The 24,152-nt window shown below is 63.0% G+C and carries 16 protein-coding genes; 6 read left to right on the top strand and 10 right to left on the bottom strand.

The genetic code is table 11. From position 1 onward, the window contains the following. Window positions 1–46: 46 nt before the first annotated feature. Window positions 47–1,597 carry a MocR-like pyridoxine biosynthesis transcription factor PdxR gene (gene pdxR / locus PverR02_RS31135; protein WP_079444955.1) on the top strand — a complete coding sequence of 517 codons (1,551 nt, stop codon included), beginning with the start codon at window positions 47–49 and terminating at the stop codon, window positions 1,595–1,597. On the opposite strand, the gene PverR02_RS31130 is transcribed toward pdxR, so the two are convergent. From PverR02_RS31130 to aspA, 8 genes are all read right to left on the bottom strand, one after another. Further along, complete coding sequence (locus PverR02_RS31130) at window positions 1,582–6,150, bottom strand: dermonecrotic toxin domain-containing protein (protein WP_079444954.1); 4,569 nt, start codon at window positions 6,148–6,150, stop codon at window positions 1,582–1,584. The genes pdxR and PverR02_RS31130 overlap by 16 nt on opposite strands. Window positions 6,151–6,261: 111 nt before the next feature. Next, window positions 6,262–7,353, bottom strand: coding sequence for a polyamine ABC transporter substrate-binding protein (locus PverR02_RS31125; protein ID WP_017850018.1), 1,092 nt, complete (start codon window positions 7,351–7,353; stop codon window positions 6,262–6,264). Beyond that, a complete protein-coding gene (locus tag PverR02_RS31120; RefSeq protein WP_046485934.1) occupies window positions 7,350–8,384 on the bottom strand; it encodes a histone deacetylase family protein in 1,035 nt (344 codons plus the stop codon). The genes PverR02_RS31125 and PverR02_RS31120 overlap by 4 nt, the downstream gene beginning before the upstream one ends. 133 nt (window positions 8,385–8,517) lie before the next feature. Beyond that, window positions 8,518–9,510, bottom strand: a complete 993-nt coding sequence (locus PverR02_RS31115; RefSeq protein ID WP_017850016.1) for an AraC family transcriptional regulator — start codon at window positions 9,508–9,510, stop codon at window positions 8,518–8,520. 59 nt (window positions 9,511–9,569) lie between these two features. Continuing rightward, the gene (locus PverR02_RS31110) at window positions 9,570–14,165 is read right to left on the bottom strand and encodes a hypothetical protein (protein ID WP_079444953.1); all 4,596 of its coding nucleotides are present in this window, start codon (window positions 14,163–14,165) and stop codon (window positions 9,570–9,572) included. 129 nt (window positions 14,166–14,294) lie between these two features. After that, entirely contained in the window at window positions 14,295–15,272 is a 978-nt protein-coding gene (locus PverR02_RS31105) for an asparaginase (protein ID WP_046485938.1), read from the bottom strand. A gap of 72 nt (window positions 15,273–15,344) precedes the next feature. Next, complete coding sequence (locus PverR02_RS31100; protein WP_046381614.1) at window positions 15,345–16,796, bottom strand: alanine/glycine:cation symporter family protein; 1,452 nt, start codon at window positions 16,794–16,796, stop codon at window positions 15,345–15,347. 380 nt (window positions 16,797–17,176) lie between these two features. After that, window positions 17,177–18,601: an aspartate ammonia-lyase gene (gene aspA / locus PverR02_RS31095; RefSeq protein WP_017850012.1), complete on the bottom strand. Its 1,425-nt coding sequence runs from the start codon at window positions 18,599–18,601 to the stop codon at window positions 17,177–17,179. Window positions 18,602–18,783: 182 nt separating this feature from the next. Here aspA and PverR02_RS31090 point away from each other — a divergent pair, with 182 nt between their 5' ends. The 5 genes from PverR02_RS31090 to PverR02_RS31070 all read left to right on the top strand — a co-directional run bounded on the left by PverR02_RS31090 (window position 18,784) and on the right by PverR02_RS31070 (window position 22,499). Further along, a complete protein-coding gene (locus PverR02_RS31090) occupies window positions 18,784–19,692 on the top strand; it encodes a LysR substrate-binding domain-containing protein (protein WP_017850011.1) in 909 nt (302 codons plus the stop codon). Window positions 19,693–19,943: 251 nt separating this feature from the next. Further along, window positions 19,944–20,435: a 5-(carboxyamino)imidazole ribonucleotide mutase gene (gene purE, locus PverR02_RS31085; protein ID WP_017850010.1), complete on the top strand. Its 492-nt coding sequence runs from the start codon at window positions 19,944–19,946 to the stop codon at window positions 20,433–20,435. An 11-nt stretch (window positions 20,436–20,446) separates the two neighbouring features. Continuing rightward, entirely contained in the window at window positions 20,447–21,532 is a 1,086-nt protein-coding gene (locus PverR02_RS31080) for a 5-(carboxyamino)imidazole ribonucleotide synthase (protein WP_046381615.1), read from the top strand. Between the two features lie 106 nt (window positions 21,533–21,638). Then, complete coding sequence (locus PverR02_RS31075) at window positions 21,639–21,884, top strand: GlsB/YeaQ/YmgE family stress response membrane protein (protein ID WP_046381616.1); 246 nt, start codon at window positions 21,639–21,641, stop codon at window positions 21,882–21,884. A gap of 78 nt (window positions 21,885–21,962) precedes the next feature. Then, window positions 21,963–22,499 carry a DUF3299 domain-containing protein gene (locus tag PverR02_RS31070; protein WP_017850007.1) on the top strand — a complete coding sequence of 179 codons (537 nt, stop codon included), beginning with the start codon at window positions 21,963–21,965 and terminating at the stop codon, window positions 22,497–22,499. 58 nt (window positions 22,500–22,557) lie between these two features. Here PverR02_RS31070 and PverR02_RS31065 read toward each other — a convergent pair whose 3' ends face one another. Both PverR02_RS31065 and PverR02_RS31060 read right to left on the bottom strand, forming a co-directional pair. After that, window positions 22,558–23,457: a D-hexose-6-phosphate mutarotase gene (locus tag PverR02_RS31065; RefSeq protein WP_079444952.1), complete on the bottom strand. Its 900-nt coding sequence runs from the start codon at window positions 23,455–23,457 to the stop codon at window positions 22,558–22,560. A 58-nt stretch (window positions 23,458–23,515) separates the two neighbouring features. Then, complete coding sequence (locus tag PverR02_RS31060; protein ID WP_010566936.1) at window positions 23,516–23,920, bottom strand: acyl-CoA thioesterase; 405 nt, start codon at window positions 23,918–23,920, stop codon at window positions 23,516–23,518. Between the last annotated feature and the right edge of the window lie 232 nt (window positions 23,921–24,152).

The following is a 24,152-nucleotide window of genomic DNA, read 5'->3' as shown; positions in this document are numbered from 1 at the left end:
AGCCATCTATGACCCATTTCATGGGTCCAATTCCGGAGCCTGCCCAATGTCGTCCCTTGCGCCGCCGTTGTCGTTCAACCCTGCGGGAATCGAGCTGGATCGTCGTCAGGGGCTGACCCGCCAGCTGTACGAAGCCTTGCGCCAACGCGTGCTGGACGGGCGACTGGCCGGCGGCACGCGTTTGCCCGCCACGCGCGACCTGGCGGCGGCGTTGTCGATTTCGCGCAACAGCGTGGTGCGTGCCTACGATCAGCTGTATGCCGAGGGCTTTACGCAAAGCCGGGTCGGCGACGGGACGTATGTCGCCCAACTGCCCAGTTCAAAAAAACTATCCACAAAACTGTCCACAGGGTTTTCAACAGGCTTATCCCCAGCCTTATCCACAATCGAGCTGAAAAACGCCGATATTTCGAGCGAAAAAGTTATCCACAGCGCGGCGCTGGAGCGCCTCGAAAACAACCATTTGCCCTTGCCGCCCACGGGGCCTCCACGGGCATTTCGGGTGGGGGTTCCGGCCTTTGACCTGTTCCCTTTTGACGTCTGGGCCAAGCTGAATGCGGCTTTTTGGCGCAAGCCGGACCTCAAGCAACTGTGTTATGGCAACCCGGCCGGGGACGAGCGCTTGCGCGGCCTGATTGCCGCCTACCTGCGCAGCTCGCGGGGCATGCAGTGTACGGCTGAGCAAATTGTGATCACCAGTGGCGCGCAGCAGGCAATCAGCCTTTGTGCACAGTTGCTGGTGAGCCCAGGTGATGGCGTGGCGATTGAAAATCCCGGCTACCGCGCCGCCGGTCATGCCTTCGCCCTGGCCGGTGCGCAGTTGCAAGGTGTGGCGGTGGACAGCGAGGGGATCGACTGCAGCGTGTTGAACGGCCTCGACAACTGCCGCCTGGCCTATGTCACGCCGTCCCATCAGTACCCATTGGGCGTGGTCATGAGCCTGGCCCGGCGCCTGGAGTTGCTGGCCTGGGCCGAACGCAGCGGTGGCTGGGTCGTCGAGGATGACTACGACGGCGAGTACCGTTACAGCGGCGCGCCGCTGGCCCCGCTGGCGGCCCTGGATCGCAGCGGGCGGGTGCTGTATGTGGGGACGTTCGGCAAAGTCGCGTTCCCGGCGCTGCGCCTGGGTTACCTGGTGTTGCCGCCGACGCTGGTCGACGCATTCGCCCAGCGCCGCGCCGTGGATGTGCGGCACTCGGAGGTCAGCACCCAGGCGGTGATGGCGGAGTTCATGGCGGCGGGGCACTTTCAGCGGCATATCCGGCGCATGCGCCGCGCTGCGCTCAGTCGGCGCAACGTCCTGTTGAACGGCTGGCCGGACGAGCTGCCGGGGGTCGGCAGCCTGCCGAACAGTGCGGCGGGCCTGCATCTTACCGTGCGGGTGGACAGCCTCGCCCGCGAACAACAACTGGTGGCGCAGGCCCGCGCGGTGGGCGTGGAGGTCAATGGCCTGAGCAGCTATTGGCTGGCGCAGGCCGGGCCACCGGACGATCAACGCGCCGGCCTGGTGCTGGGCTTCGCCGCAGTGCCCGAGGCGGCGATCCGCCAGGCGCTCGCGCGGTTGCGCCAGGCCTGGACCGGTCAGGCTGAGGGCTGAGGCTTGGCTTTCAGGAACAGCGAGCGGGCCAGATGCAGACCGATTTCACTGCGGTACACGGCGATGTCGCTCAAGGGTTCGAACCGGCCGCCCATCAGGCGCTGTTGGCGGTTTTTCAGGTGGGCGGCGGTGTAGGCTTCTTCCGGCCCGGTGAGGGTGGGGTAGTGAAAGTGTGCGTACCACAACGGACGGTTCGTGTTGACGTCCACCACCGCATACTCCTGCAGGAAACCCTTGTCGCGGCCCCTGAGTCGGGTGCGGGCGCCGACAGGCGGGTCTACCGTGACGGCGCCCTCGCGCAACAGCAATTCGACGTGCGCCGCCTCCGGTGGTCGGCGCTTGAGCACCTCGAGCTTGATCCGTTTGCCTTCCCGGTAAAGCTGGGTGATCGCCTCATCAAGGCGGCGGTTAGTCAACGCAGCTGACGGCGAGGCGCTTTCGGTCTGGTTGCTGGAGGTCAACGCCTCTTCGATATCCTGGTTGGCCCGTTGCAGTTTTTTGGCGTGCTGGTGGAAGCGCTCTTCGATTTCCACCGGCAGTTGCCGGGTTTCCTTCGCCCAGGCTTCCTTGTTGGCGATAAAGGTTTCGACCCCATCGACCAGCGCCTGACCGTCGCTGATGCTGTTTGCCAGGTTACGCGCCTGGCTGCGGGAAGCGGGCTTGGGCGTCAGCTCGCGTTCGACCCAAACCCCCGGCTCCTTCTCATGGAAGGTTGCAATCACTTTGCCGGTCAGGGGTTCCTTTACGTCGACCAGCGTCTTGCCGTCTTCGTCGGGGCTCTCACGCTCTTCGCCGACCACCATCCCCTTGAAACGCGTCTTGATGTATTTTTTCTTCACCCTGGGGACGGTGCGCGACGGGCCCGCGGTGGGCTCCATGGCTCTGCGTTCGCGAAGCAGGGTTGTCAGTTGTTTCTCTGCGAGCCGAGCGAACTCGTCCACTTGCTTGCGCAGGTTTTCCAGGTCGGGCTTGTTGAGGTCATTGGGAAACTCGGCCGGCAGATCCACCAGGTTCTGGTCAACCCTGGAAAACTGATCCATCAGGCTGTCCAGGGTTTCGATCAACTGCTCCGGCGGCACCAGGTTGCGCGGTTGTGCGGCCTCTCTGAAACTTTGGACCGCCAGCTCCGCCACATCGACGATACGGCGCAAGGCTTCCCTGGCGTCGGCGCGTGTGGCCGATGCGCCTTCGGCCACGCACAGGAAGTGGCCCAGGGTAATCTTGAACGCCTTGAGATCATCAAGGGCATAAGCGGGCAGGTGCGGCTCATGCTGCTGGATCAGCCTGACCCCGCGCGCACCCAGGGCACGAGCCTCCTTGAAGCGTGCCTGAAGGTAGCCCAGGCGCTCCGCCATGGCGTGTGTCGCGGTATACATGTTGCGGTAGTGAACGGTGGGCAAGGCTTCTTCTTCAATGCCCTCGATGTCGAGGTGGCCCTGTATGGCTTCCAGTCGTTCGCGAAACGGGATCTGTTGTTCGCTGATGGCGGAGCGCGCCAGAAACAGCTGATGTTCCAGGTAGCCGACCATGGCGTCCTGATAGTTGGGCACCGTGTCGAGAATATTCAGGGATTTGAGCTGGGAAATCGGTACGTCGATTTCTTTGAGACGCGTATCCACCTGTTCGAGAAAGGTGGTTCTGGCCGCGGCTTTGGCGTCACCCGCCGTGCGGTCGATGGCGCCTTGCAAGGCTTCAAGATCGTGCTGGCGCTGGGCTTGCTCGCTGTCGAAGGTTGCCAGTTGCCGGCGTAAATCGGTGATTTTCGGCGGCCTGAGGGCTTCGCCTTTTTTGCGCCGGCTGCGCAGGCCGCCTGCGCGTAGGCGCAAGCGCGTGTCGACGAACCATTGCCCCAGGCGATTGGCGATCAGCGGCGGGCCGCGCCGGCCTGGTTGGCGCGGATCGATGATCAACACGGTGTCGTTTTCGTCGACCGTCACTTCAAACCATCGTGTACCCACCGGGGCGTACCAGTGTGAGGCTTTGGCATAGAGATGCTGATGAGGGCCTTCCACGGTCTGTTGCGTACCCAATTGATCGGGCTTGGCCTGCGCAAAACTGTCGAGGAACGTGCCCAGGTTCTGCGCGCTGCGGTTCAGGGCACCACTGATGTGCAGGGTGTGTTCGTGGTCGACGGGCAGCTCTGCCGTCGCGATATCCGGCTTTTGGACGACCTCTACCTTGACCTCCGGCGGCGGCAATGCGGGCGGCTTGGCGGGCTTCCCGATGGACGACTCGGGCCGATGCGCCGTGGCGACATGCGTCGTTAACACCATGCCGAGCGTCAGCAAGATATCCACCAGCGCCGAGAGCCCGGCGGAACGGTCACCGACCTCATTGGTGTCGACCATCTGTTGCAGGTCATCCATCAATTGCCAGATCCAGGTCGCGGCGCCCGCGGCGCGGCCCATGAACGGCAGCACGGTATTGAACATCAGCCACCCGGCGTGCTTGAAACTCTCCCAGCGCGCCTCGGCATTGGACACCGATTGGCGGTCGGCCAGGGTGACCAGCGCGTCGGCGTTGGCTCGGAACAGTGTGGCGAAGTCGTCGTTTGGCAGCACTTCCCGCCCCAGTTCGACGGGGCCGGTCATCACCAGTGCATTCAGCGGGTCGTTCAGCACACTGGTAAATACCCACGGCGAGGGCAGGCTGCCGGGAAACACAAATTGCGCGTAAGCCGTTCGCACCTTATCGGGCAGCCAAGCCAGGACCGATTGGCGCAATGGCGTGTCTTGTTTGATCGCGTACAGCAGATTGGTCGGTGACGGGAACTGCATCAACGGTTGGTTGGACAGCGGGCGATAGAGCAGGCAAGGACCTTTTTTCGGGTCTTGAGGGCCAATGACGAACATGTTGCCGACGATGTCGACGGCCGAACCCAGACGGCGTTTGGGGAGCAGGGACAAGCGGCGGATGACCACCGCCGCGCCGTCGACCACACGGGCTGCGCTGTCTGGATGCATCGCCGCGCAGACATAGCGATAGCCCTGTTCGCTCAGGTCGTGGACACCTCGTACTTTGTACTGCAACGCCAGTAGCGGCAGTTGCAGGCGTAATTGAGCGGTGTAGAGACGTTGCCTTCGCAGGGACTCGGCAGCGTCGTCAAGCAGCGTGCGTTTGACCAGGGCCGGGTAGTGCATGCCGACGTTCGCCTGGGTAATCAAGTGCTCCAGGTAGGCCGCCGTCATCCAGGCGGGCACCGCGCTGCCGTTTTCATAACCGACGGTTTTGTTGCCCAAGGGCAGGGCTATCAGGTTTTCCAGGGCCAACTCGGCCAGGGTAAAGGTTTGGGTCTGGGTGTTTCCCGGCACGATCAGGGTGCCCCAGGCTTGCACGCTGGTGACGCTGATCCGCACGCTGTCCAGCGTCGTGCGGGCCACGCCGGGGTGGTCCTTGACCATCAGGGTGTGGATCGCATCCAGGGCAAAATCGCCGATGTGCTTGATCCCGTCATCAAAGGCTTTACCCGCGTGCCGCAGGTGCAGGGCCGCGAGGTCCATCATGTAGCGCCCGTAGGTGGCCTGATCCGACGAGGACGCGGTGAGTATCCAGTCGGGCAAGGCACGATGTACCCAGCCGATTCGGTCTTGATTCAGCGGGGCGCGGGGGGCGATTTCGCTGCCTGGCTTGTCGTGCGCCATGGTCGGGATCAGCTCGCCGCTGTTGAACGCGATTGCGCCGATTGCCTGAATCTGCAGGGAAATAAACGCACAGGCCTGCTGCTCGAAAAAGTCCCCTGAGGGTTGGAAGAGTCGCCAGTGGAGCTTGGTCGCCTGTGGAGTGGCCACTTGAATGCTCAGGGCGTCGCCAAGCGCTTGCAGGCTCTTGAAGGCGGCGTAACCGTCGGCGATCGAATAGCTGAGGATGATGTCGCGCTCGCCGAGGCGTCCGACCAGTACCGCCAATGCCGACAGGTTGAGGTGTTTGACCTGTGTGGCGTGTTCCAGGTCGACGTCGATCAGATAAGCCTTGGTCGCGTATTTGTCCTGGGGCAAGCGCTGGGCGTAATCCGGCGTGTGAAAAACCGCCCTGGCGACGTTGCATTCATCCTCGTCCCAACCCTCCACGCTGTCGACATTCCAGATCGTGCGCAAGGCGTTGGCAAAGGTGCGCCAGCGTGGGCCGTTCGGGTGGTTGCTGGCATTCCAGAACGCGAGTTGCTGCTCTTGGTACGCGACGCACAGCAACGGTGCCAGCTCATTGATCAGGCGGCCGACGGAGTCCACCTTGACCGGCAGATGCACGTTCGGCCCGGTGGCGGATTGATAGATCAGGTAGTGCTCGCTGTCGAGCCAGGTGACAGGTGCGCCGGATGTTGCACTGCGGCACAACGCGCCGGTCAGTGTTTGAAATCGCGGGGCTCCGGGCAGGATCGCCTCGGCGGTGATCTGCCAGTGCGGTGTCACCAGAAGGGTCAGATCGGGGTCGATGTCGAGATCCGGGTACAGCTCGCGCAAGCTCGAGCGCAGGGTGGCGGCCGCGACTTCGCGCAAGGAGGGGCCGGTGGTCAGTTGAGTCAACAGGTCGTTGGCACTGGGAGGCGATGAGGGCAAGGGCGGGCTCCTGACGGGCGAGGTGAGGCGGGTTGCCGACGGCAACCCAGGACCTCGACCACGTTAGGGCGCGTGCCCGTCCGGAGGTGGTAGTTAGATAGCGGGCGGCCCCTATGTCCCCGACTTGATCTTGGTCCACGCCCGCGTCCGGGCGCGCTCGGCGTCGCGGCCCAGGGGTTTGAGGGTATACAGCGTGGCCATCGCCGCCTCGGTGGGGTACAGGTTGGGGTTGTGGCGGATCGCTGGGTCAACCAGTTCCGTCGCGTCTTTGTTCGGGTTGGGGTAACCGACGAAGTCGCTGATCGGCGCGATCACCTGTGGTTGCAGCAGGTAGTTGATGAAGGTGTAGGCGTCCTGCGGGTTTTTCGCGCCTTTGGGCAGGGCGAGCATGTCGAACCAGATCGGCGCGCCTTCCTTGGGCAGGCGCATGTCCACGATCACGCCGTTCTTGGCTTCTTTGGCGCGGTTGGCGGCCTGGGAGAAGCTGCCGGAATAACCGACGGCCACGCAGATGTCACCGTTGGCGATATCGGCCATGTACTTGGAGGAGTGGAAGTAGGTGATGTACGGGCGGACTTTCATCAGCAGCGCTTCGGCTTTTTCATAGTCCTTGGGGTTGCTGCTGTTGGGGTCCAGGCCCAGGTGCTGCAGGGCCAGCGGCAGGATCTCGGACGGCGAATCGAGCAGCGCGACGCCACACTGCTTGAGCTTGCTGATGTTTTCTTCCTTGAAGATCAGGTCCCAGCTGTCCACCGGCGCATCGGCACCCAGCGCGGCCTTGACCTTGTCGGGGTTGAAGCCGATCAGGATGGTGCCGTACATGTAGGGCACGGCGAACTTATTGCCGGGGTCGTTGGCCTCGAGCAGCTTCATCAGCTTGGGATCAAGGTGGTTCCAGTTCGGCAGTCGGCTGCGGTCCAGGGGCTGGAATACTCCGGCTTCGATCTGCTTGGCGAGGAACACGTTGGACGGCACTACCACGTCATACCCGGAGTTGCCGGTGAGCAGCTTGGCTTCCAGGGCTTCGTTGGTGTCGAAGATGTCGTACACCAGTTTGACGTCGGGGTTCTGCGCCTTGAAGTCTTCCAGCGCCTTGGGCGTGATGTAGTCGAACCAGTTGTAGACCCGCAGGGTTTTCTCTTCGGCATGGGCCGCGCCACCGAGAACGGCGGCGCAGAGGACGAGCGACTTGAGCATGTTCATTGGATGGACCCCTCAAAACCTTCTAGAACGTTGACGGCGTTGATGCCGATTTCTGCCACGGCGTAGCCGCCTTCCATCACAAACAGCGTGGGTTTGCCCAGGCGCGCGATGCGTGCGCCCATGGCGAGGTAGTCCGGGCTGTCGAGCTTGAACTGCGAGATCGGGTCGTCCTTGAACGTGTCCACACCCAGCGACACGACGATAATGTCGGCGTCATAGCGCTCGATCTCCCTGCACGCCTCGTCAAGCGCCGCGCTCCAGCGCGCCCACCCGGAACCGGCCGGCAACGGGTAGTTGAAGTTGAAGCCTTCCCCGGCGCCTTCTCCCTGCTCATCGGCGTAGCCCAGGAAAAACGGGAACTCCGCCTCCGGATGCCCATGGATCGAGGTAAAGAGCACGTCGTTGCGTGCGTAGAAGATCGATTGAGTGCCATTGCCGTGGTGGTAGTCCACGTCGAGGATCGCCACCTTGCGATGGCCCTGGTCGAGAAACGCCTGGGCGGCGATGGCGGCGTTGTTGAGGTAGCAATAACCGCCCATCAAGTCGCTGGCGGCGTGGTGCCCCGGCGGGCGACACAGCGCGAACGCACAGTGGGCACCGCGCTGGATCGCTTGCTGTGCGGTCAACGCGACCTGGGCGGCGCTGTAGGCCGCTTGCCAGGTGCCGGCGGTAATCGGTGCGCCGCCGTCGAAGCTGTAGTAACCGAGCTGGCCGTGCAGGCTGGTGGGCAGCACGCGGCGCAAGGTGCGGGCGGGCCAGGTGTAGGGCAACAGGTCGCCGTCCTCGCCGAATGCGGTCCAGCGTTGCCAGGCACCTTTGAAGAAGTCCAGGTAGTCGCGGCTATGGACACGTTGCAGCGGCGCCAGGCCAAAGTCCTGCGGGGCAAGGACCGGGCCCAGCCCACGGGCTTTGACCCGTTGCAGTACGTGGTCGGCGCGCGAGGGCATTTCGAAGCAGGGCATCAGTTGCCCGTCCATCAGTTCACAGCGGCCGTGGTGCAGGTGGTGATCGTCCGAGTAGATCGTCAGCATTTTGTTGTTCTCCGCAGGCGGTATCGGTGCCTGCAGTCTTGCGGGCGGGGCGCTTTATGAGAACGGCAGGAGCGGCCAAAAGGGGATAAATCGGGCCAAATTATGTGTCCGCAATTCGCCCATCAATGGGGCGTCATGCACGAAATTGGCTCGGCGCCACGCCGCTCCAGCGCACAAAGGCATGCCGGAAGCTGGCGGTTTCGCTGAAACCCAGTTGCTCGGCGATGCGGTAGATCGGCAGTTCATCCGCCGCCAGCCATTGCTTGGCGCGCTCGAAGCGCAGTTCGTCGAGCAGTTCCTGATAACTGCACCCCAGGTCGTGCAAGTGGCGGCGCAGGGTGCGCGGCGAGCAGTTCATCTGTGCGGCCAGGCCTTCGATCCCCGGCGCGGCGCCGAGTTGGCTGGTGAGCAACTGGCGGATTCTGCCCAGCCACGCCTGGCGGCCGGTGAACTCCAGGTTCTGTTTGCGGCACCGCTCGGCCATGGCCTGGTGGGTCACGGCGTCGGCCAGGGGCAGGGGCTGGTCCAGCCAGCGCTTGTCGAAGGCGAAGGCGTTGGTGCCGGCGTCGAACTGCAGCGGGCAGGCGAAACACTCGCTGTAGCGCGCGCGATAATCCGGCGCGCTGTATTCAAAGCGTGCGCCAAGCAGCGCCAGCGGCTGGCCGAGCAGGTCGTCGCAGATCACCTTCAGCGAGGCCAGGCACAGTTCGACGTTGAACATCTGCATGGCCGGGGTTTCGCGATAGTCCGCGGCGGTAAACCAGATGCGCTCGCCGTCCGCCTCCAGGCTCAGCTTGAAAAGTGTTCCCAGCAGCGCCGGATAGCGCAGCGCCAGGCGCAAAGCGTCACCGAAGGTGGCACTCGTCAGCAGCGCGTAACCGAGCATGCCGTAGGCCGACACATGCATCTGGCGGCCCAGCGCCAGGCCGACATCCCGGCGCAGGGCCACGGCATTGGCGCATACGCGCATTTCCTGATTGGTGGTAATGCGCGTGTCGGCGCGGCTCAAGTCCGCCGCGCAGATGCCGCTGCCCGCGAGCAAGGCCTCGCTGGGCAGCCCTTGGGCCTTGAAGGTGTCGAGCACCAGCGACACCGCGTTGAGGGTGGTGAGATGAGCGTGCAGCATCGACGGCTCCAACGTGTCAGGTACGGTGAAAGAGCAAGTTGTGTGCCGTCGGCCGTGTGTCAGGCGAGGTTGAAAAACAGCGTACTGGCCTGACTCTCGTTGATCTCGCTGCGGTGGAATGCCACGCGTTGTGCGCTGCTCAGGCCTTTGGTGGTGTCGGCTGCCGCGCCCAGGCTGTGTTCCTGCGGTGTCTTGAGGCGCGCGCTGATAAACGCCCTGGGCGTGGTCCAGTCGGTCGAGTAGTGGAAGTGTGCATACCACAGCACCTTATGGGTGCTGCGGTCGGTGATGGTGTATTCGTCCAGGTAATCCGGCCGGGCGGATTTGATGCGTCGGCGGCTGATGGTTTTTTTGATGCTTATCGCGTTGCGGGCCTTCAACCATTGCACGCCGGAGGGTGTCGGTGGGTGCTGTTGGGTCATCCTCAGCACATTGTCTACGGATTGTTGATAGAGGGCTGTGGTGGCGTCGCTGAGGGTCTTTTTGACGGTGCTGGCCAGGGCCACGTCGCCTTGCGCGAGGTTCTTCTGGCTCAGGGCTTGCTCGATACTGCGCGTGGCTTGCTCCAGGCGCTGGGCGTGTTGATGGTACAAGTATTCGATGCCGATGGGCGTGCGTTGGGCTTGGCTGGCCAGGCCGGTGATCCGTTGTTTGAAGTCCGGTAGGCCGTCGAGCAGGTTCTGGCCGGCGTCCACGCTGGTTTGCAGGTCGATGGGCGTGTTCACCGTTTGTTCGCTCCTGGCCCGTTGCACCCAAAAGCCGTCCGGTTTCTCGTGAAACGTGGCCACCACGGTGTTGGACAGGGGCGAGCGAACATCCACCAGCCCGGTGTCCAGGCCTGTGGCGGACAATTGCGGCTCACCGACGACCATGCCGTGGTAACGGGTGCGGATGAATTTTTTCTGCGGGTGTGGCGGGATGGGCGGCGGGCTGGGGGTGGCTCTCAGCGCGGTGCGTCGGTCGGCCATTTGCGCAAGATGGGTGCTGGCGCGTTTGGTGTACTCGCCGAGTTGCTCGCGCAGGCGGGTCAACGGTTCCGTCAGGGAGACGCTGGGGAATTCCGTGGGAAAGTCCTGCAGGCGCTCGCCCAGCACCGTGAACTGTTCGATCAGGCTGCTCAGGGTCTCGATCTGTTCGTCGATGCGCTTGTCACTGCGCTCGCGCAGGGTGTCGCGCAGGGCCTGGATGGCGATGTCGCAGGCGTCGACAATATGGTCGATGGCCGCCCATGCCAGTGGTGCGCTGAGGGTGGTGGTTTCGCGCAGGCACAGGTTGCGGGCCAAGGTGACTTGCAACGCCTTGAGGTCGCCGCTGCTGTAGGCAGGCAGCAGGCTTTTGGTGTTCTTGATCAGGCGCAGGCCTTCGCCGGGCAGGTCACGCAGTTCGTTGAACCGCGTTTCGAAGTAGTCCAGGCGCTCGATCATGCCGTGCAGTATTGCGTTCATTTGCAGTGCGTCGGGGATGTTGCGCACGCGTGCGTCGGCGGCCTGCTTCGCGATGTGGTCGAGGATTGTACGGAGTTTGGGCGTAAAGGCCTTGAGCACCTCGTTGAGCCCGGCCCAGCTCAGGCTCAACTGAGCCTTGAGATACCCCACGGCGCTGTGCAGGTAGTCCGGCGTTGGGGCAAGTACATTCAATTCTTTCAGGTTTTTCAGGGCGGTCTCGTAGTCTGTGCGTTGGGCCTCCAGTTGATCGAGGTAAGCCCTTTGCGCGGCCTGGGCCGAGGTGGGCGGCGCGTCAACCAGTGCCTGATAAGTCTTTTCCAGGGTGTCCTGGGCGGTCTTTTTCTGTTGCTCGAAGGCGGTGATCTGCCTGCGCAGTTGGCTGGCCTGGCGTTCGGCTTGCGCCCGGGCTTTGCGCTCCCGGCTTCTTGAACCGCCGCCACGCAGGCGCAGCCGGGTGTCGATGAACCACTCGCCCTTGAGATTGCCGATCAGAAAGGGACCGTTGCGCGCGGGTTGTTGGGGATCGGTGATCTGCACTTCGTCATTCTCATCCACCGTCACTTCGAACCAGCGTTCGCCGACCTGTGCGTACCATTTATCGAGCAGCGGGTAGAGGTGGCGATGGGGGCCGATGCGCGATGAGGCCTTGTTGCGCACCTTCGGCTTTTCGACCTTGAAACTGTCCAGCAGGCTGCTCAGGTCGCTGGGGCTGCGGTTGATCGCGGCCAGGGTGTGCAGTGCATGCGGGTGATTGCCTGGCAGCTCAACTGCCGAAAGGTTGGCCAATTGTTTGACTGTCACGGGCTTGGCGATCACCTCGGGCCGGGCGGCAGGTTTCGGCGCCGGCTCGTCCTTGCTCAAGGCGGGGGCTGACGGCGCTTCGCGGCTGGCGATGTGCAGGGTCAACACCATGCCCAGGTTGAGCAACAGCCCGGCCAGGGCGGACCATTCGGCCGGTTTGTCCTTCTGCTGTTGCGCGTCGACGACCGCTTGCACCTGATCCAGGATCTGCCAGATCCAGGCGGCGGTGTTCACGGTGCGGCCCAGGAACGGCAGGGCTGCGTTGAATATCAGCCAGCCCGCCTGCTTGAACGAAGCCCAGCGACTTTCGGCATTCGACGCCGACTGACGGTCGGCCAGCGTGATCAGCGCGTTGGCATTGGCCTTGAACAGTTCGTCGGGCAGCTCGCCGCTGAGCGCTTGCATGCCCAGGTCCATGGGCCCGCTCATCATCACGAGTTTGACCGGGTCCACCAGCAGCGTCACGACTGCCCAGGGCGACGGCAGTTCGCCGGGGAATGCGTAGCGTGCGTAGTCGTCGCGCACATTGTCCGGCAGCCAGGCCAGGACCGAGTCGCGCAGGTGGCGTGATTGGCGGATCGCATACAGCAGGTCGGCCGGTGACGGATATTGCAGCAGTTGTAATTCCGCCATCGGGCGATACAACAGGCAGGGCCCGGCGTTCGCGTCCTGGGGGCCAATCACAAACATGTTGCTCACCACGTCTTGCGTGTCGGCGCTGCGGTTTTTCGGCAGGAAGGCCAGGGGACGAAGAACGATGGTTTGCCCGTCGACCTGACGGTCCGCTGCCTCTGGCGCCAGCACGGCAGCGACGTAGCGATACCCCAGTTCGTCGATCCCGGCGTGTCGGCTCATCTTGTATTGCAAGGCTTGCAGCGGCAGTTGGATGCGCAAATGGCTGCTGTACAGGGCGCGTCGGCGGCTGGATTCGAGCGGGTTGTCGAGCAACTTGCTTTTGGCCAGGGCCGGGTAGTGTTGGCCGACGTCCACCTTGCGGATCAGCGTTTCGATGTATGCCACGGTCAGCCACGCCGGCACGCTGCTGCTGTTGCGCAAGCGCACGCTTTTGTCGCCGAGGGGCAGGCCGATCAGGTTTTGCAGGGCCAGGTCGGCCAGGCTGAAGGTGGTGGTGTCGACCTTGCCCGGCAGGGTGAAACTGCCCCACACAATCGGGCTGCGTACCTGAATCTCGATGTTCTCCAGGCGCAGGTTCGCCGCGTCGGTGTGGTCCTTGAGCATTTCGGCGCGCAGTCTGTCGAGCGCGTAGGTCTGGATGTGCGGGATGTCATCGTCGTAGGACTTGCCCGCGTTGAGGCTGTGCAGCGCGGCGAGGTCTTTCAGGTAGCGTGCGTAGAGACTCAGGTCGGTGGTGGAGGCGGATGTCAGCCAGGACGGGAGTGCGTCGAGGTAGGGTTTGAGGTCGGGTTGCTTTTCGCCGACCAGCTCTTGGGTGGCCGGTGGCAGGTTGAGTGAGGATTCGCTGGGGGCGGTGCGCCGCAGTTGCTGAGTGTCGAGCTGCCCGATGAACGCAAGCTGTTGGGCAATCAGCGTGCAAGCCTGGTGATCGAAAAAATGCCCGGTGGGTTCGAACAGTCGCCATTGGATGTCAGTGGGTGCATGGCGACCTACGTAGCCGGGCAAGCTCTGGCCCAGTTGCTCCAGCGTGGCGAATTTCTCGTAGCCGTTGAACAGGGAGTACGTGAGGATAAGCGTCTCGCCGTCGTGGTTGCCGATCAGCACGGCAATCGACAGCAGGCCCAGGTGGGTGACGGTTGCGCCATCGACCTGATCGACGTCCACCAGGTAGGCGCGGCAGGCGAATGCATCGTCGCTCTGGCGGCGTGTCAGTTCAGGCGCGGCGTACAGCGTGCGGGCCATGGCGCAGTCCTGTTCGTCCCAGCCGTCGACGAGGGTCACGTTCCACACCGAGCGCAGCGTGCTGGACAAGGCTTGCCAGTGGGGGCCGGAGGTGCCGTTGCTGGAGTTCCAGAACGCCACTTGTTGTTCCTGGTAGGCGGTGAGCATCACTGGCGCCAACAGGTTGATCAGGGTGGCGATCTGCGTGATGCGTACCGGCAGGTGCGCGGTGGGTTGCTGGTTTTTCGGCTGGATAAGGTAGTGCGCGCCTTCGATGTAGAGCGCGGGTTCACCTGAGATGGCCTGATTGGTGAGGATGTCGGTGAGGGTTTGGTGCGCGGTGGGGCCGGCGACGATTTCATCGTCGACAATGCCCCATGTCGGCGTGCCGACCATGGCGATGTCCGGGTCGATGCCTAGGTCCGGGTAGAGTTCTTGCAACGAGCGGCGTAACAGCGTGCTGGCGGCTTCCCGGAAGGCGGGGCCGACGCAGAGTTGGGTGACCAGCGTATCGGAGGGGTTGTAACGAAGGGTGGAGGTTTGTTGGCTCATGAGTTCCTGCCTTGCCATTTCATGGACGCTGCCGGAAGAACAGCTTCGGCATGCTAGAAAGCGGCAAGGCAGGGAGGAGGCTAACTATATAGTTGGCCGAGGGTTTTTACGCGGGTTCGGCTGTACGATTCAGGCCAGTTCACCGCACAGATCGAGTTCCACCAGGCGCCGGATGGTCTGGGTGTCGAGCCCGGCGCCGAGCAGCGCGTTGAGTTTGCCGAACGCCGCTTCGCGGGTCATGCCGCCACCGGACAGCACGCCCACTGCACGCAAACGGCTGCCGGCTTCGTACACGTCCAGTTCCACGCCGCCCTCATGGCATTGGGTGATCGCGACCACGACCACGCCTTGCGCCTGCGCGCGCTGGAGGCTGGCGAGGAACTCGGGGTCGTCGCTGGGCCCGGTGCCGCTGCCGAAGCATTCCAGGATCAGCGCCTGCAGGCCGCTGCCGATCAAACCGTCCAGTTGGGGCGCGCCGATACCCGGCACCAACGGCAGCACACCGACATTGGCCAGGGCCTTGGGCTGACGGTAGTCCAGCGCTGCAGGAATCGACGCGGCGCGGGCCACGCCGCCCTGGCGTTGCAACGCGGCGAACGGGTGACGCCCGAAGCTGCGGACTTTCGCGCAGCGTGTCGGCGCCATCAGCGTGCCGTGGAAGTACAACTGCACACCCGGCGCCAGGCCTTGGCCCAGGGCCAGCAGCGCACCGCTGACGTTTTCCCAGGCATCGCTGTCGGGTACGCCGGCCGGGAGCATGGAGCCGGTGAACAGCACCGGCGCCGGCAGGCCCAGCAGTTGGAAGCTCATGGCGGCCGCGCTGTAGGCCAGGGTGTCGGTGCCGTGCAGGATCAGCACCGCGTCGCAACCGTCGTCCACGGCTTCGACCACGGCAGTGCGCAGGCGCTGCCAGTAGGCCGGGGTCATGTTGGCGCTGTCGATCAGCGGCGACATTTCCCGGAAGCGCCATGTAGGCACTGGCTGGTTGGCGAGCTGTTCGCGCATGCGGGCTTCGAAACCGGATGCGGGGGTCAGGCCGTTGGCACTGGCTTGCATGCCGATGGTGCCGCCGGTGTAGAGCACCATGACGTTGTTAGCTGCTTGCATCGAAAATCTCCTGAACGAAAAACGCCGCCAAGCCCAGAGCATGCCCAAGGCCAGGCGGCGTGTCATCTGCGCTTAGCGTTGCGACAGTGCGATCGATTCAGCAGGCGCTTTAGCGGCAGGCTCCGGTTTCACCGGGTTGGCCGGCCAGGCCTTGTGGTCCAGGTCCAGGTCGGGGAACTGGCTGGAGTCGAACACCGGGGTCTTGATCCCCGCCGCGCGCTGGTTGTCGTAGTCATTCAGGATACGCATGGCGATCTTGAACAGGAACGCCAGGGCGAACAGGTTGACGAACGCGAGCATCGTCATGGTGATGTCGGCGAAGGCGAACACGGTGCTCAGGTTCTCGATCGAACCCCAGAAAATCAGCACCAGCACCAACGCGCGGTAGCCCATCAGCACCTTGCGGTTGTTGCCGACCAGGAAGCGCAGGTTGCTCTCGCCGAGGTAGTAGTTGTACATGATCGAGGTGAACACGAACAACGCCAGGGCCACCGAGATGAACATCCGGCCCCAGTCGCCGACCACGGCCGCCAGGGAGTTCTGGGTCAGGGCAATGCCGTCGCCTTCAAAGCCTGGGGTGTAGAAACCGGAGAGCAGGATCAGCAAGGCGGTGCAGGTGCAGATCACGAAAGTATCGAGGAACACGCTGAACGCTTGCACCACGCCTTGGGCGATCGGATGTTCCACCGACGCGACCGCCGCCACGTTAGGCGCACTGCCCAAACCGGCTTCGTTGGCGAATACGCCGCGCTTCACACCCATGATGATCGCACTGCCCACCAGGCCGCCGAAGGCCTGGTCGAGGCCGAACGCGCTCTTGACGATGGTCGCGAGCATGGCCGGCACGTGGTCGAATTGCAGCACGATCACGTAGAGGGTCACGGCGATGTAGACCAGGGTCTTGACCGGCACCAGCAGGTCGGCGATCGAGGCGATCCGCTTGATCCCGCCGATGAACACCAGGCCCAGCAATGCCGCCAGGGCCAGGCCGGTGTAGGTGGTGTCGAGGCCGAAGGCGTTGTTCAGCGAGTGCGTCACGGCATGGGCTTGCAGGCCGTTGAAGGCAAAACCGAAAGTCACCAGCAGCAGGAACGCCATCACCATGCCCAGCCAGCGCTTGTGCAGGCCGTGCTGGATGTAATAAGCCGGGCCGCCGCGGAAGGTGCCTTCGGCGTCGGTGCGCTTGTACAACTGGCCGAGGGAGCACTCGATAAAGCTCGAGGACATGCCCACCAACGCGGTGACCCACATCCAGAACACGGCACCGGGGCCGCCCAGGGTCACGGCAATGCCGACACCGGCGATGTTACCGGCACCGACGCGGCCGGCCAGGCTGAGCATCAGCGCCTGGAACGAACTGAGCTGGTCGGAGCTGTTTTTCAGGCTGTCGCGAAACACCGAAAACATGTGGAAAAAGTGACGCAACTGAACGAAACGCGAGCGGATCGTGAAATAACCGCCGAGCCCGACAATGAGCACGATCAGTACTTTCCCTGAGAGGAAGTCGTTGATGACTTCGAGCATGGAGTGTTCCTCGCTGATTTTTCTAATGGCAAACGCAGGACGGTTCGACGCTGTCACTTGGCACCAGGCAGTGCGCGACGGTTCGACCCGATCCTTTTGCGGGTGTTGTTATTCATGCGTTTTCGCGTGTGTCCGGGCCTCGTTACCGATGGCCGCTGGCGCGAAGAGGGGCGGCACTATACCTAGGCGAACGTGATCCGTCTGCCTGGGCTGATTAAAGGTTTCAGCCAGGGTGTGGCGGGCAGGGGCGATATTGGAATTTTTATGGGCGTCATTTCACAACCTTGAGGCAAAAAAAAGGGCCTGAAGAACGAGCCTTCAGGCCCTCAAAAGGTGAGAGGTGTCTAGTCCCTCAACCTGGTGAGCGGTGCAACAAACGCTTAGGCCTTCAGCGGGACCAAACGTGGAGCAATCATGTTTTCGGGGCGCAGGATGTCGTCGAGCATGGCGTCGTCGAGCAAGCCTTCTTCGCGCACCAGTTCCAGCACGCCGCGGCCGCTTTCGAGGGCGATACGCGCGATGCGGGTGGCGTTTTCATAGCCGATGTACGGGTTCAGCGCGGTGACCAGGCCGATGGAGTGCTCCACCAGCTCGCGGCAGCGGGCTTCGTTGGCGGTGATGCCGACGATGCAGTGCTCGCGCAGCATGTCCATGGCCCGTTGCAGCAGGCGGATCGAGTCGAAGATCTTGAAGGCGATCAACGGTTCCATCACGTTCAACTGCAGTTGGCCGCCTTCGGCTGCCATGGTCAGGGCCAGGTCGTTGCCGATCACTTGGAAGGCCACTTGGTTGACGGCTTCCGGGATCACCGGGTTGACCTTGCCAGGCATGATCGAGCTGCCAGGCTGGCGGGCCGGCAGGTTGATCTCGTTGATGCCGGTACGTGGGCCGCTGGACAGCAGGCGCAGGTCGTTGCAGATCTTCGACAGCTTCACCGCGGTACGCTTGAGCATGCCGGAGAACAATACGAAGGCGCCCATGTCGGAGGTGGCTTCGATCAAGTCCGCCGCCGGCACCAGTGGCTGGCCGCTGATGGTGGCCAGGCGTTGTACGGCCAGGGCCTGGTAGCGCGGGTCGGCGTTGATGCCGGTGCCGATGGCGGTGCCGCCCAGGTTCACTTCGGTCAACAGCTCCGGCGCCAGGGTTTTCAGGCGGGCCAGGTCTTCGTTGAGGGTGGTGGCAAAGGCGCGGAATTCCTGGCCGAGGGTCATCGGCACGGCGTCTTGCAACTGGGTGCGGCCCATTTTCAGTACATGGTTGAACTCGACACCCTTGGCGGCGAACGCTTGGATCAGGCTGTCGAGGCTGGCCAGCAGCGCGTCATGGCCCAACAGCAGACCCAGGCGGATCGCGGTCGGGTAGGCGTCGTTGGTCGACTGCGCCATGTTCACGTCGTTGTTCGGGTGCAGGTACTGGTACTCGCCCTTGTTGTGGCCCATGGCCTCCAACGCGATGTTGGCGATGACTTCGTTGGCATTCATGTTGGTTGAAGTGCCAGCGCCGCCTTGAATCATGTCCACCACGAACTCTTCGTGGAAGTCGCCGCGGATCAGGCGGGCACAGGCTTCGCTGATCGCAGCGTGCTTGGCTTCGCTGAGCTGGCCCAACTCGCGGTTGGCGTCAGCGGCGGCTTGCTTGACCATTGCCAGGCCGACCACCAATTTCGGGTAATGCGAAATCGGAACGCCCGAGAGGCGGAAGTTATTCACCGCTCGCAGGGTCTGGATGCCGTAATACGCTTGAGCAGGTACTTCGAGTACGCCAAGCAGGTCTTTTTCTGTGCGGAATGATGCAGCGGAGGACATGACGGAAATCATCTCGATATGGACCCGGAACTGGCCGGAACGCTGTGAATGCTAGGCTTGTGGAAGTTTTTGGGCCAATGCTGTTAAACACTGGCCTATGCACAAACGGCATAATAGGCGTGTGACCCGGCTATCATGGCGGGCGTGTGTGCCAAAATGGTGCATACCCGTGGGAGGAACTGATGAACCTTGAGAGCAAATGGCTGGAAGACTTCAGCGCCCTGGCGGCGACGCGCAGCTTTTCCCAGGCTGCTGAGCGGCGCTTTGTCACCCAGCCGGCGTTCAGTCGACGTATCCGCAGCCTCGAAGCCGCGCTGGGCCTGACCCTGGTCAACCGCTCGCGCACGCCGGTGGAATTGACGGCCGCGGGGCAGTTGTTCCTGGTGACCGCGCGCACGGTGGTCGAGCAGCTCGGTGAAGTACTGCGCCATTTGCACCATCTGGAAGGCGGGCAGGGTGAAGTCATGCAAGTGGCGGCGGCCCACTCCCTGGCGCTGGGCTTCTTCCCGCGCTGGATCGCGCAGTTGCGCAACGAAGGTCTGAACATTGCCACCCGGCTGGTCGCCACCAACGTCGGTGATGCCGTGCATGCCCTGCGCGAAGGCGGCTGCGATTTGATGCTGGCGTTCTACGACCCCGACGCGGCAATGCAGATGGACCCGGAGATCTTCCCGTCACTGCACTTGGGCAATACCGAAATGCTCCCGGTGTGCGCCGCCGATGCCGAGGGCAAGCCACTGTTCGACCTGGAAGGTGAAGGCAGTGTGCCGCTGCTGGCCTACAGCGCCGGGGCATTTCTGGGGCGTTCGGTGAACCTGTTGTTGCGCCAACGTGCCCTGCGCTTCACCACGGTTTACGAAACCGCGATGGCCGACAGCCTCAAAAGCATGGCCCTGGAAGGCCTGGGCATCGCCTGGGTACCGCAACTGAGCGTGCGTGCCGAGTTGGCCCGGGGTGAGCTGGTGGTCTGCGGCGGTCCGCAGTGGCATGTGCCGTTGGAGATTCGTTTGTACCGCTGTGCCTTGGTGCGTAAGGCAAACGTGCGGTTGTTGTGGCGCAAGCTGGAAGGTGGAGCCGCGCAGAATACGTGAGTCCAGCACCGCTTAACTGTGGGAGGGGTTTTGTGGGGTTTTCGCTGACTCTTAAGTCAATAAAACCGCCGGTTTGCGCCGCTAGACAGATGGTCATTCCAGGGGCTGTTTATCTGCGTTATTACGGTATACTGCGCGGCCTTCGGCCGGTCCAACCGGCCAAATTTCGTACACCAAGCCACGCCGGATTTCCCGCGTGGCTTGTTGTTTTTTGACGCGCCTGCGGGCGCCCAGAGAGAAGAGGCACGACGATGAGTGCATTGGTTGGCGTGATCATGGGCTCCAAGTCCGATTGGTCCACCCTTAGCCACACCGCCGATATGCTGGAAAAACTCGGCATTCCGTATGAAGTGAAAGTGGTCTCTGCCCACCGCACCCCGGATTTGCTGTTCCAGTATGCCGATGAAGCAGAATCCCGTGGCATCGAGGTGATCATCGCCGGTGCCGGCGGTGCAGCGCACCTGCCAGGCATGTGTGCGGCCAAGACCCACCTGCCGGTACTCGGCGTGCCGGTGCAGTCGTCGATGCTCTCGGGCGTGGATTCGCTGTTGTCCATCGTGCAGATGCCGGCCGGTATCCCGGTGGCGACCCTGGCGATCGGCAAGGCCGGCGCGATCAACGCCGCCTTGCTGTCCGCCAGCATCCTGGGCGCCAAGCACCCGCAGTTCCACGCGATGCTGAAAAAATTCCGTGCTGAGCAGACAGACAGCGTGCTGGACAATCCAGACCCACGTATCGCCTGAGGTTGTTGACGATGAAAATCGGTGTAATCGGTGGCGGCCAACTGGGTCGCATGCTGGCCCTGGCGGGAACGCCGCTGGGGATGAACTTCGCTTTCCTGGACCCGGCGCCGGATGCCTGTGCGGCCGCGTTGGGTGAACACCTGCGCGCTGACTACAGCGACCCGGACCACCTGCGCCAACTGGCCGAAGAAGTCGACCTGGTGACCTTCGAGTTCGAAAGCGTCCCGGCCGAAACCGTGGCCTTCCTCTCGCAGTTCGTGCCGGTCTACCCGAGCGCCGAAGCCTTGCGCATCGCCCGTGACCGCTGGTTCGAGAAGAGCATGTTCAAGGACCTGGGCATTCCGACCCCGGCCTTCGCCGATATCCAGTCCCAGGCGGACCTGGACGCCGCCGTCGCCAGCATCGGCCTGCCGGCCGTGCTGAAAACCCGTACCCTGGGTTACGACGGCAAGGGCCAGAAAGTCCTGCGCACCGCCGCCGATGTGGTCGGCACCTTCGCCGAACTGGGCAGCGTGGCCTGCCTGTTGGAAGGCTTCGTGCCGTTCACCGGCGAAGTTTCGCTGATCGCCGTGCGTGCCCGCGATGGCGAGACCCGCTTCTACCCGTTGGTCCACAACACCCACGACAACGGCATTCTCAAACTGTCCGTGGCCAGCACCGACCATCCGTTGCAGGCCCTGGCCGAAGACTATTCCAGCCGTGTGCTCAAGCAGCTGGAATATGTCGGCGTGATGGCGTTCGAGTTCTTTGAAGTCGACGGTGGCCTGAAGGCCAACGAAATCGCCCCGCGTGTGCACAACTCCGGGCACTGGACCACCGAAGGCGCCGAGTGCAGCCAGTTCGAGAACCACCTGCGCGCGGTGGCGGGCTTGCCGCTGGGCTCCACAGCCAAGGTGGGCGAGAGCGCCATGCTCAACTTCATCGGCGTGGTCCCGCCGGTTGAAAAAGTCATCGCCATCGACGACTGCCACCTGCATCACTACGGCAAGGCTTTCAAGACCGGGCGCAAGGTCGGCCACGCCAACCTGCGTTGCCAGGACCGCGCGACGCTGCAAGCGCAGATCCTCAAGGTCGAAGCGTTGATCGCCGAGCAATAATCCCGGGGGCGGCGGGAACCATTGGTGGCCGCCGTCTCTCTGATTGCAGGATGATAAAGCCTGGCTAGGCTTTTTCATGACTCACATTCAATCAGAGGGAAATGCCATGGGTATCATCGGAACCATCTTTATCGGCCTGATCGTCGGCCTGCTGGCGCGTTTCCTCAAGCCCGGCGACGACAGCATGGGCTGGATCATGACCATCCTGCTGGGTATCGCCGGCTCCCTTGCCGCCACCTACGGCGGTCAGGCACTGGGTATCTACCAGGCAGGCCAGGGCGCTGGCTTCATCGGCGCATTGGTGGGCGCCATTGTGCTGCTGGTGATCTACGGCCTGATCAAAAAGAACTAATCGAGCGACAAAGTCCTCTGCGCTGCGCAGGCGCAGAGGGCTAGAATGCCGGCACTGTTTACCTTGTCGAGCTCCTCCATGCGCCGTCTCCTCTTGATGTTTCTCCTGCTGGGCCCAGGCCTGGCTCATGCTGGCGAACTGCCGGAAACCGACTGGCTCGACCTGATGCCGCTGTCGGACCAGAAAGCCCTCGAACAAATGCCGGAAATCGACCACAACTCCCCCGAAGCCCAGGGCACCTTCACCGACAAAGGTGGCTTGAAGCAGAGCAAAGGGTTGCCGGCGGTGATGTATTCCACCAAGACCGTGGCCGCCATGAACGGCAAGAACATCCGCATCGGCGGTTACCCGGTGCCTTTGGAAACCGACGCCAAGGGCCGCAGCACCCTGTTTTTCCTGGTGCCGTACCCAGGCGCGTGCATCCACGTGCCGCCACCGCCGCCGAACCAATTGGTGCTGGTGCGTTACCCCAAGGGGTTGAAGCTGGATGATATCTACACGCCGCTGTGGGTCACGGGCACGTTGAAGGTGGAGACGGTCAATAACGACCTGGCCGATGCGGCGTATGCGCTGGATGCGGGGAAGGTGCGGGTGGTGAAGGAGTCGGATCTCTAAACCACAACACCGACCAATGTGGGAGGGAGCAACACCCCCTCCCACATTTTGATTGGGTTTACAAAGCGCTACTGGTGATGCTCACGCCCAAGGTGTGGCTTTCGCCCGGCGCCAGCGTCACCACGTCATCCAGCACATTCGCCGTCTCGATGCACAGCATGCCCTGCCAGCCGTTGTCGGCCATGTCGTCGAAGGCTTTGGCACGTTCGGTCCAGGGGTTCCAGATCACGGTCGAGTGGGAGCCTTCGCTGCTGAGCCGGACGCGCCGCTGCCAGTCGTTATCGACGATGTGCAACTGCGCGGGGGTGTCGAGGTAGATACGGTCGGTCTCGGCGCCGAAGTGCAGCGGCCCAGCCTGTTGCCGGGTGGCCCAGCCGTCGGCGGTATCGATATACGCAAGCCCGTCCAGGCCCTCGACCTGCACGTTGCGCACATCGCTCACGGCGAAGTAGGTGTGCAACGCCTGGCTGAGGGTCACGGTGTCGGTGCCACGGTTATGACTGGTCAGGCCGATGTGCAGGTGATCGTCCAGGCGCAGGCTCAGCTTCAGGTCGACCTGATGCGGCCAGCCGGGGAAGCCGCCCGCGGGCACGGGGAGCACCAGGTCGACGCGCAGGGTGTCACCTTCGAGTTCGGTGGCGGCCAATTCCCAGAGTGCAGTACGCACGAAACCGTGGGCGCCCGCGGGCTGGTCGCTCTGGCGCATGGCCTGCACGCTGTGCGGGTTGCGATCGAACACGCCGAACCACGGCCAGCACACCGGTACGCCGGTGCGGATGCCTTTGCCAGCCTTGAAGACGGCTGCCTTGTTCGGCCAGATCAGCGGCTGTTCGCCTGCGCGTTGGTAACTGAAGAGGTGCGCGCCCTGTTGGGCCACCATCAGCTCGGCGCCGTTGTGGCGGATGCGCCAGCAGTCCAGCTCGTCGATTTTCACGGATTCAACGTGGGGCGTCGGCATAACAAAGCACTCTTAATAGCAGGCAATGGGGCAATTGACCGTCAAAACCCGGCGAGGTTTAACGCGCTCGCGACGGTACCGAACGGGTGCGGCCGCTGCCATCGATGGCGACGAACACGAACACCGCCTCGGTGACCTTGCGCCATTCGCTGGACAGCGGGTCGTCGCTCCACACTTCGACCATCATCTGGATCGAGCTGCGGCCGATTTCCAGGGCCTGGGTATAGAAGGACAATTGCGCGCCCACGGCCACCGGCACCAGGAACGCCATGCGATCAATGGCCACGGTGGCGACACGCCCGCCTGCGACCTTGCTGGCCATGGCCGTACCGGCCAGGTCCATCTGCGAGACCAGCCAGCCGCCGAAGATATCGCCGAAACCGTTGGTTTCACGCGGAAGCGCGGTGATTTGCAGGGCGAGATCGCCTTGTGGGATGGGATCTTCTTGTTCGAGTTCGATCATGCCGAGGGTGCCTCTGAGCCGTGACGCTTCATGGGTGTTTCAAATGGATAGCCGTCTTGTAGAAAAACATTTCAGCACCAACGCACGACGCGAGCTGTGTTTCTCGTAAGGCGTACTAAAGGGAAACTCTGCCAAACCGGCTGGATGGCACCCAACGGCGTTTTGGCACAGCAGCCCCTCAAGACTGCGGGTCTGGCGCTTGCAAGGGCCGAGTATATCGAGACGCTGGCGT

The organism is Pseudomonas veronii (assembly GCF_002028325.1).
Lineage (GTDB): Bacteria > Pseudomonadota > Gammaproteobacteria > Pseudomonadales > Pseudomonadaceae > Aquipseudomonas > Aquipseudomonas veronii.
Note: the sequence above shows the minus strand (reverse complement) of the source record. Positions and strands in the feature narration are given on the sequence as shown.

Excerpts from the sequence above, each read along its gene's own strand:
- pdxR (WP_079444955.1), top strand. The coding sequence starts at position 47 with ATGTCGTCCCTTGCGCCGCCGTTGTCGTTCAACCCTGCGGGAATCGAG.
- PverR02_RS31125 (WP_017850018.1), bottom strand. The coding sequence starts at position 7,353 with ATGAACATGCTCAAGTCGCTCGTCCTCTGCGCCGCCGTTCTCGGTGGC.
- PverR02_RS31120 (WP_046485934.1), bottom strand. The coding sequence starts at position 8,384 with ATGCTGACGATCTACTCGGACGATCACCACCTGCACCACGGCCGCTGT.
- PverR02_RS31115 (WP_017850016.1), bottom strand. The coding sequence starts at position 9,510 with ATGCTGCACGCTCATCTCACCACCCTCAACGCGGTGTCGCTGGTGCTC.
- PverR02_RS31110 (WP_079444953.1), bottom strand. The coding sequence starts at position 14,165 with ATGAGCCAACAAACCTCCACCCTTCGTTACAACCCCTCCGATACGCTG.
- PverR02_RS31105 (WP_046485938.1), bottom strand. The coding sequence starts at position 15,272 with ATGCAAGCAGCTAACAACGTCATGGTGCTCTACACCGGCGGCACCATC.
- PverR02_RS31100 (WP_046381614.1), bottom strand. The coding sequence starts at position 16,796 with ATGCTCGAAGTCATCAACGACTTCCTCTCAGGGAAAGTACTGATCGTG.
- aspA (WP_017850012.1), bottom strand. The coding sequence starts at position 18,601 with ATGTCCTCCGCTGCATCATTCCGCACAGAAAAAGACCTGCTTGGCGTA.
- PverR02_RS31090 (WP_017850011.1), top strand. The coding sequence starts at position 18,784 with ATGAACCTTGAGAGCAAATGGCTGGAAGACTTCAGCGCCCTGGCGGCG.
- purE (WP_017850010.1), top strand. The coding sequence starts at position 19,944 with ATGAGTGCATTGGTTGGCGTGATCATGGGCTCCAAGTCCGATTGGTCC.
- PverR02_RS31080 (WP_046381615.1), top strand. The coding sequence starts at position 20,447 with ATGAAAATCGGTGTAATCGGTGGCGGCCAACTGGGTCGCATGCTGGCC.
- PverR02_RS31075 (WP_046381616.1), top strand. The coding sequence starts at position 21,639 with ATGGGTATCATCGGAACCATCTTTATCGGCCTGATCGTCGGCCTGCTG.
- PverR02_RS31070 (WP_017850007.1), top strand. The coding sequence starts at position 21,963 with ATGCGCCGTCTCCTCTTGATGTTTCTCCTGCTGGGCCCAGGCCTGGCT.
- PverR02_RS31065 (WP_079444952.1), bottom strand. The coding sequence starts at position 23,457 with ATGCCGACGCCCCACGTTGAATCCGTGAAAATCGACGAGCTGGACTGC.
- PverR02_RS31060 (WP_010566936.1), bottom strand. The coding sequence starts at position 23,920 with ATGATCGAACTCGAACAAGAAGATCCCATCCCACAAGGCGATCTCGCC.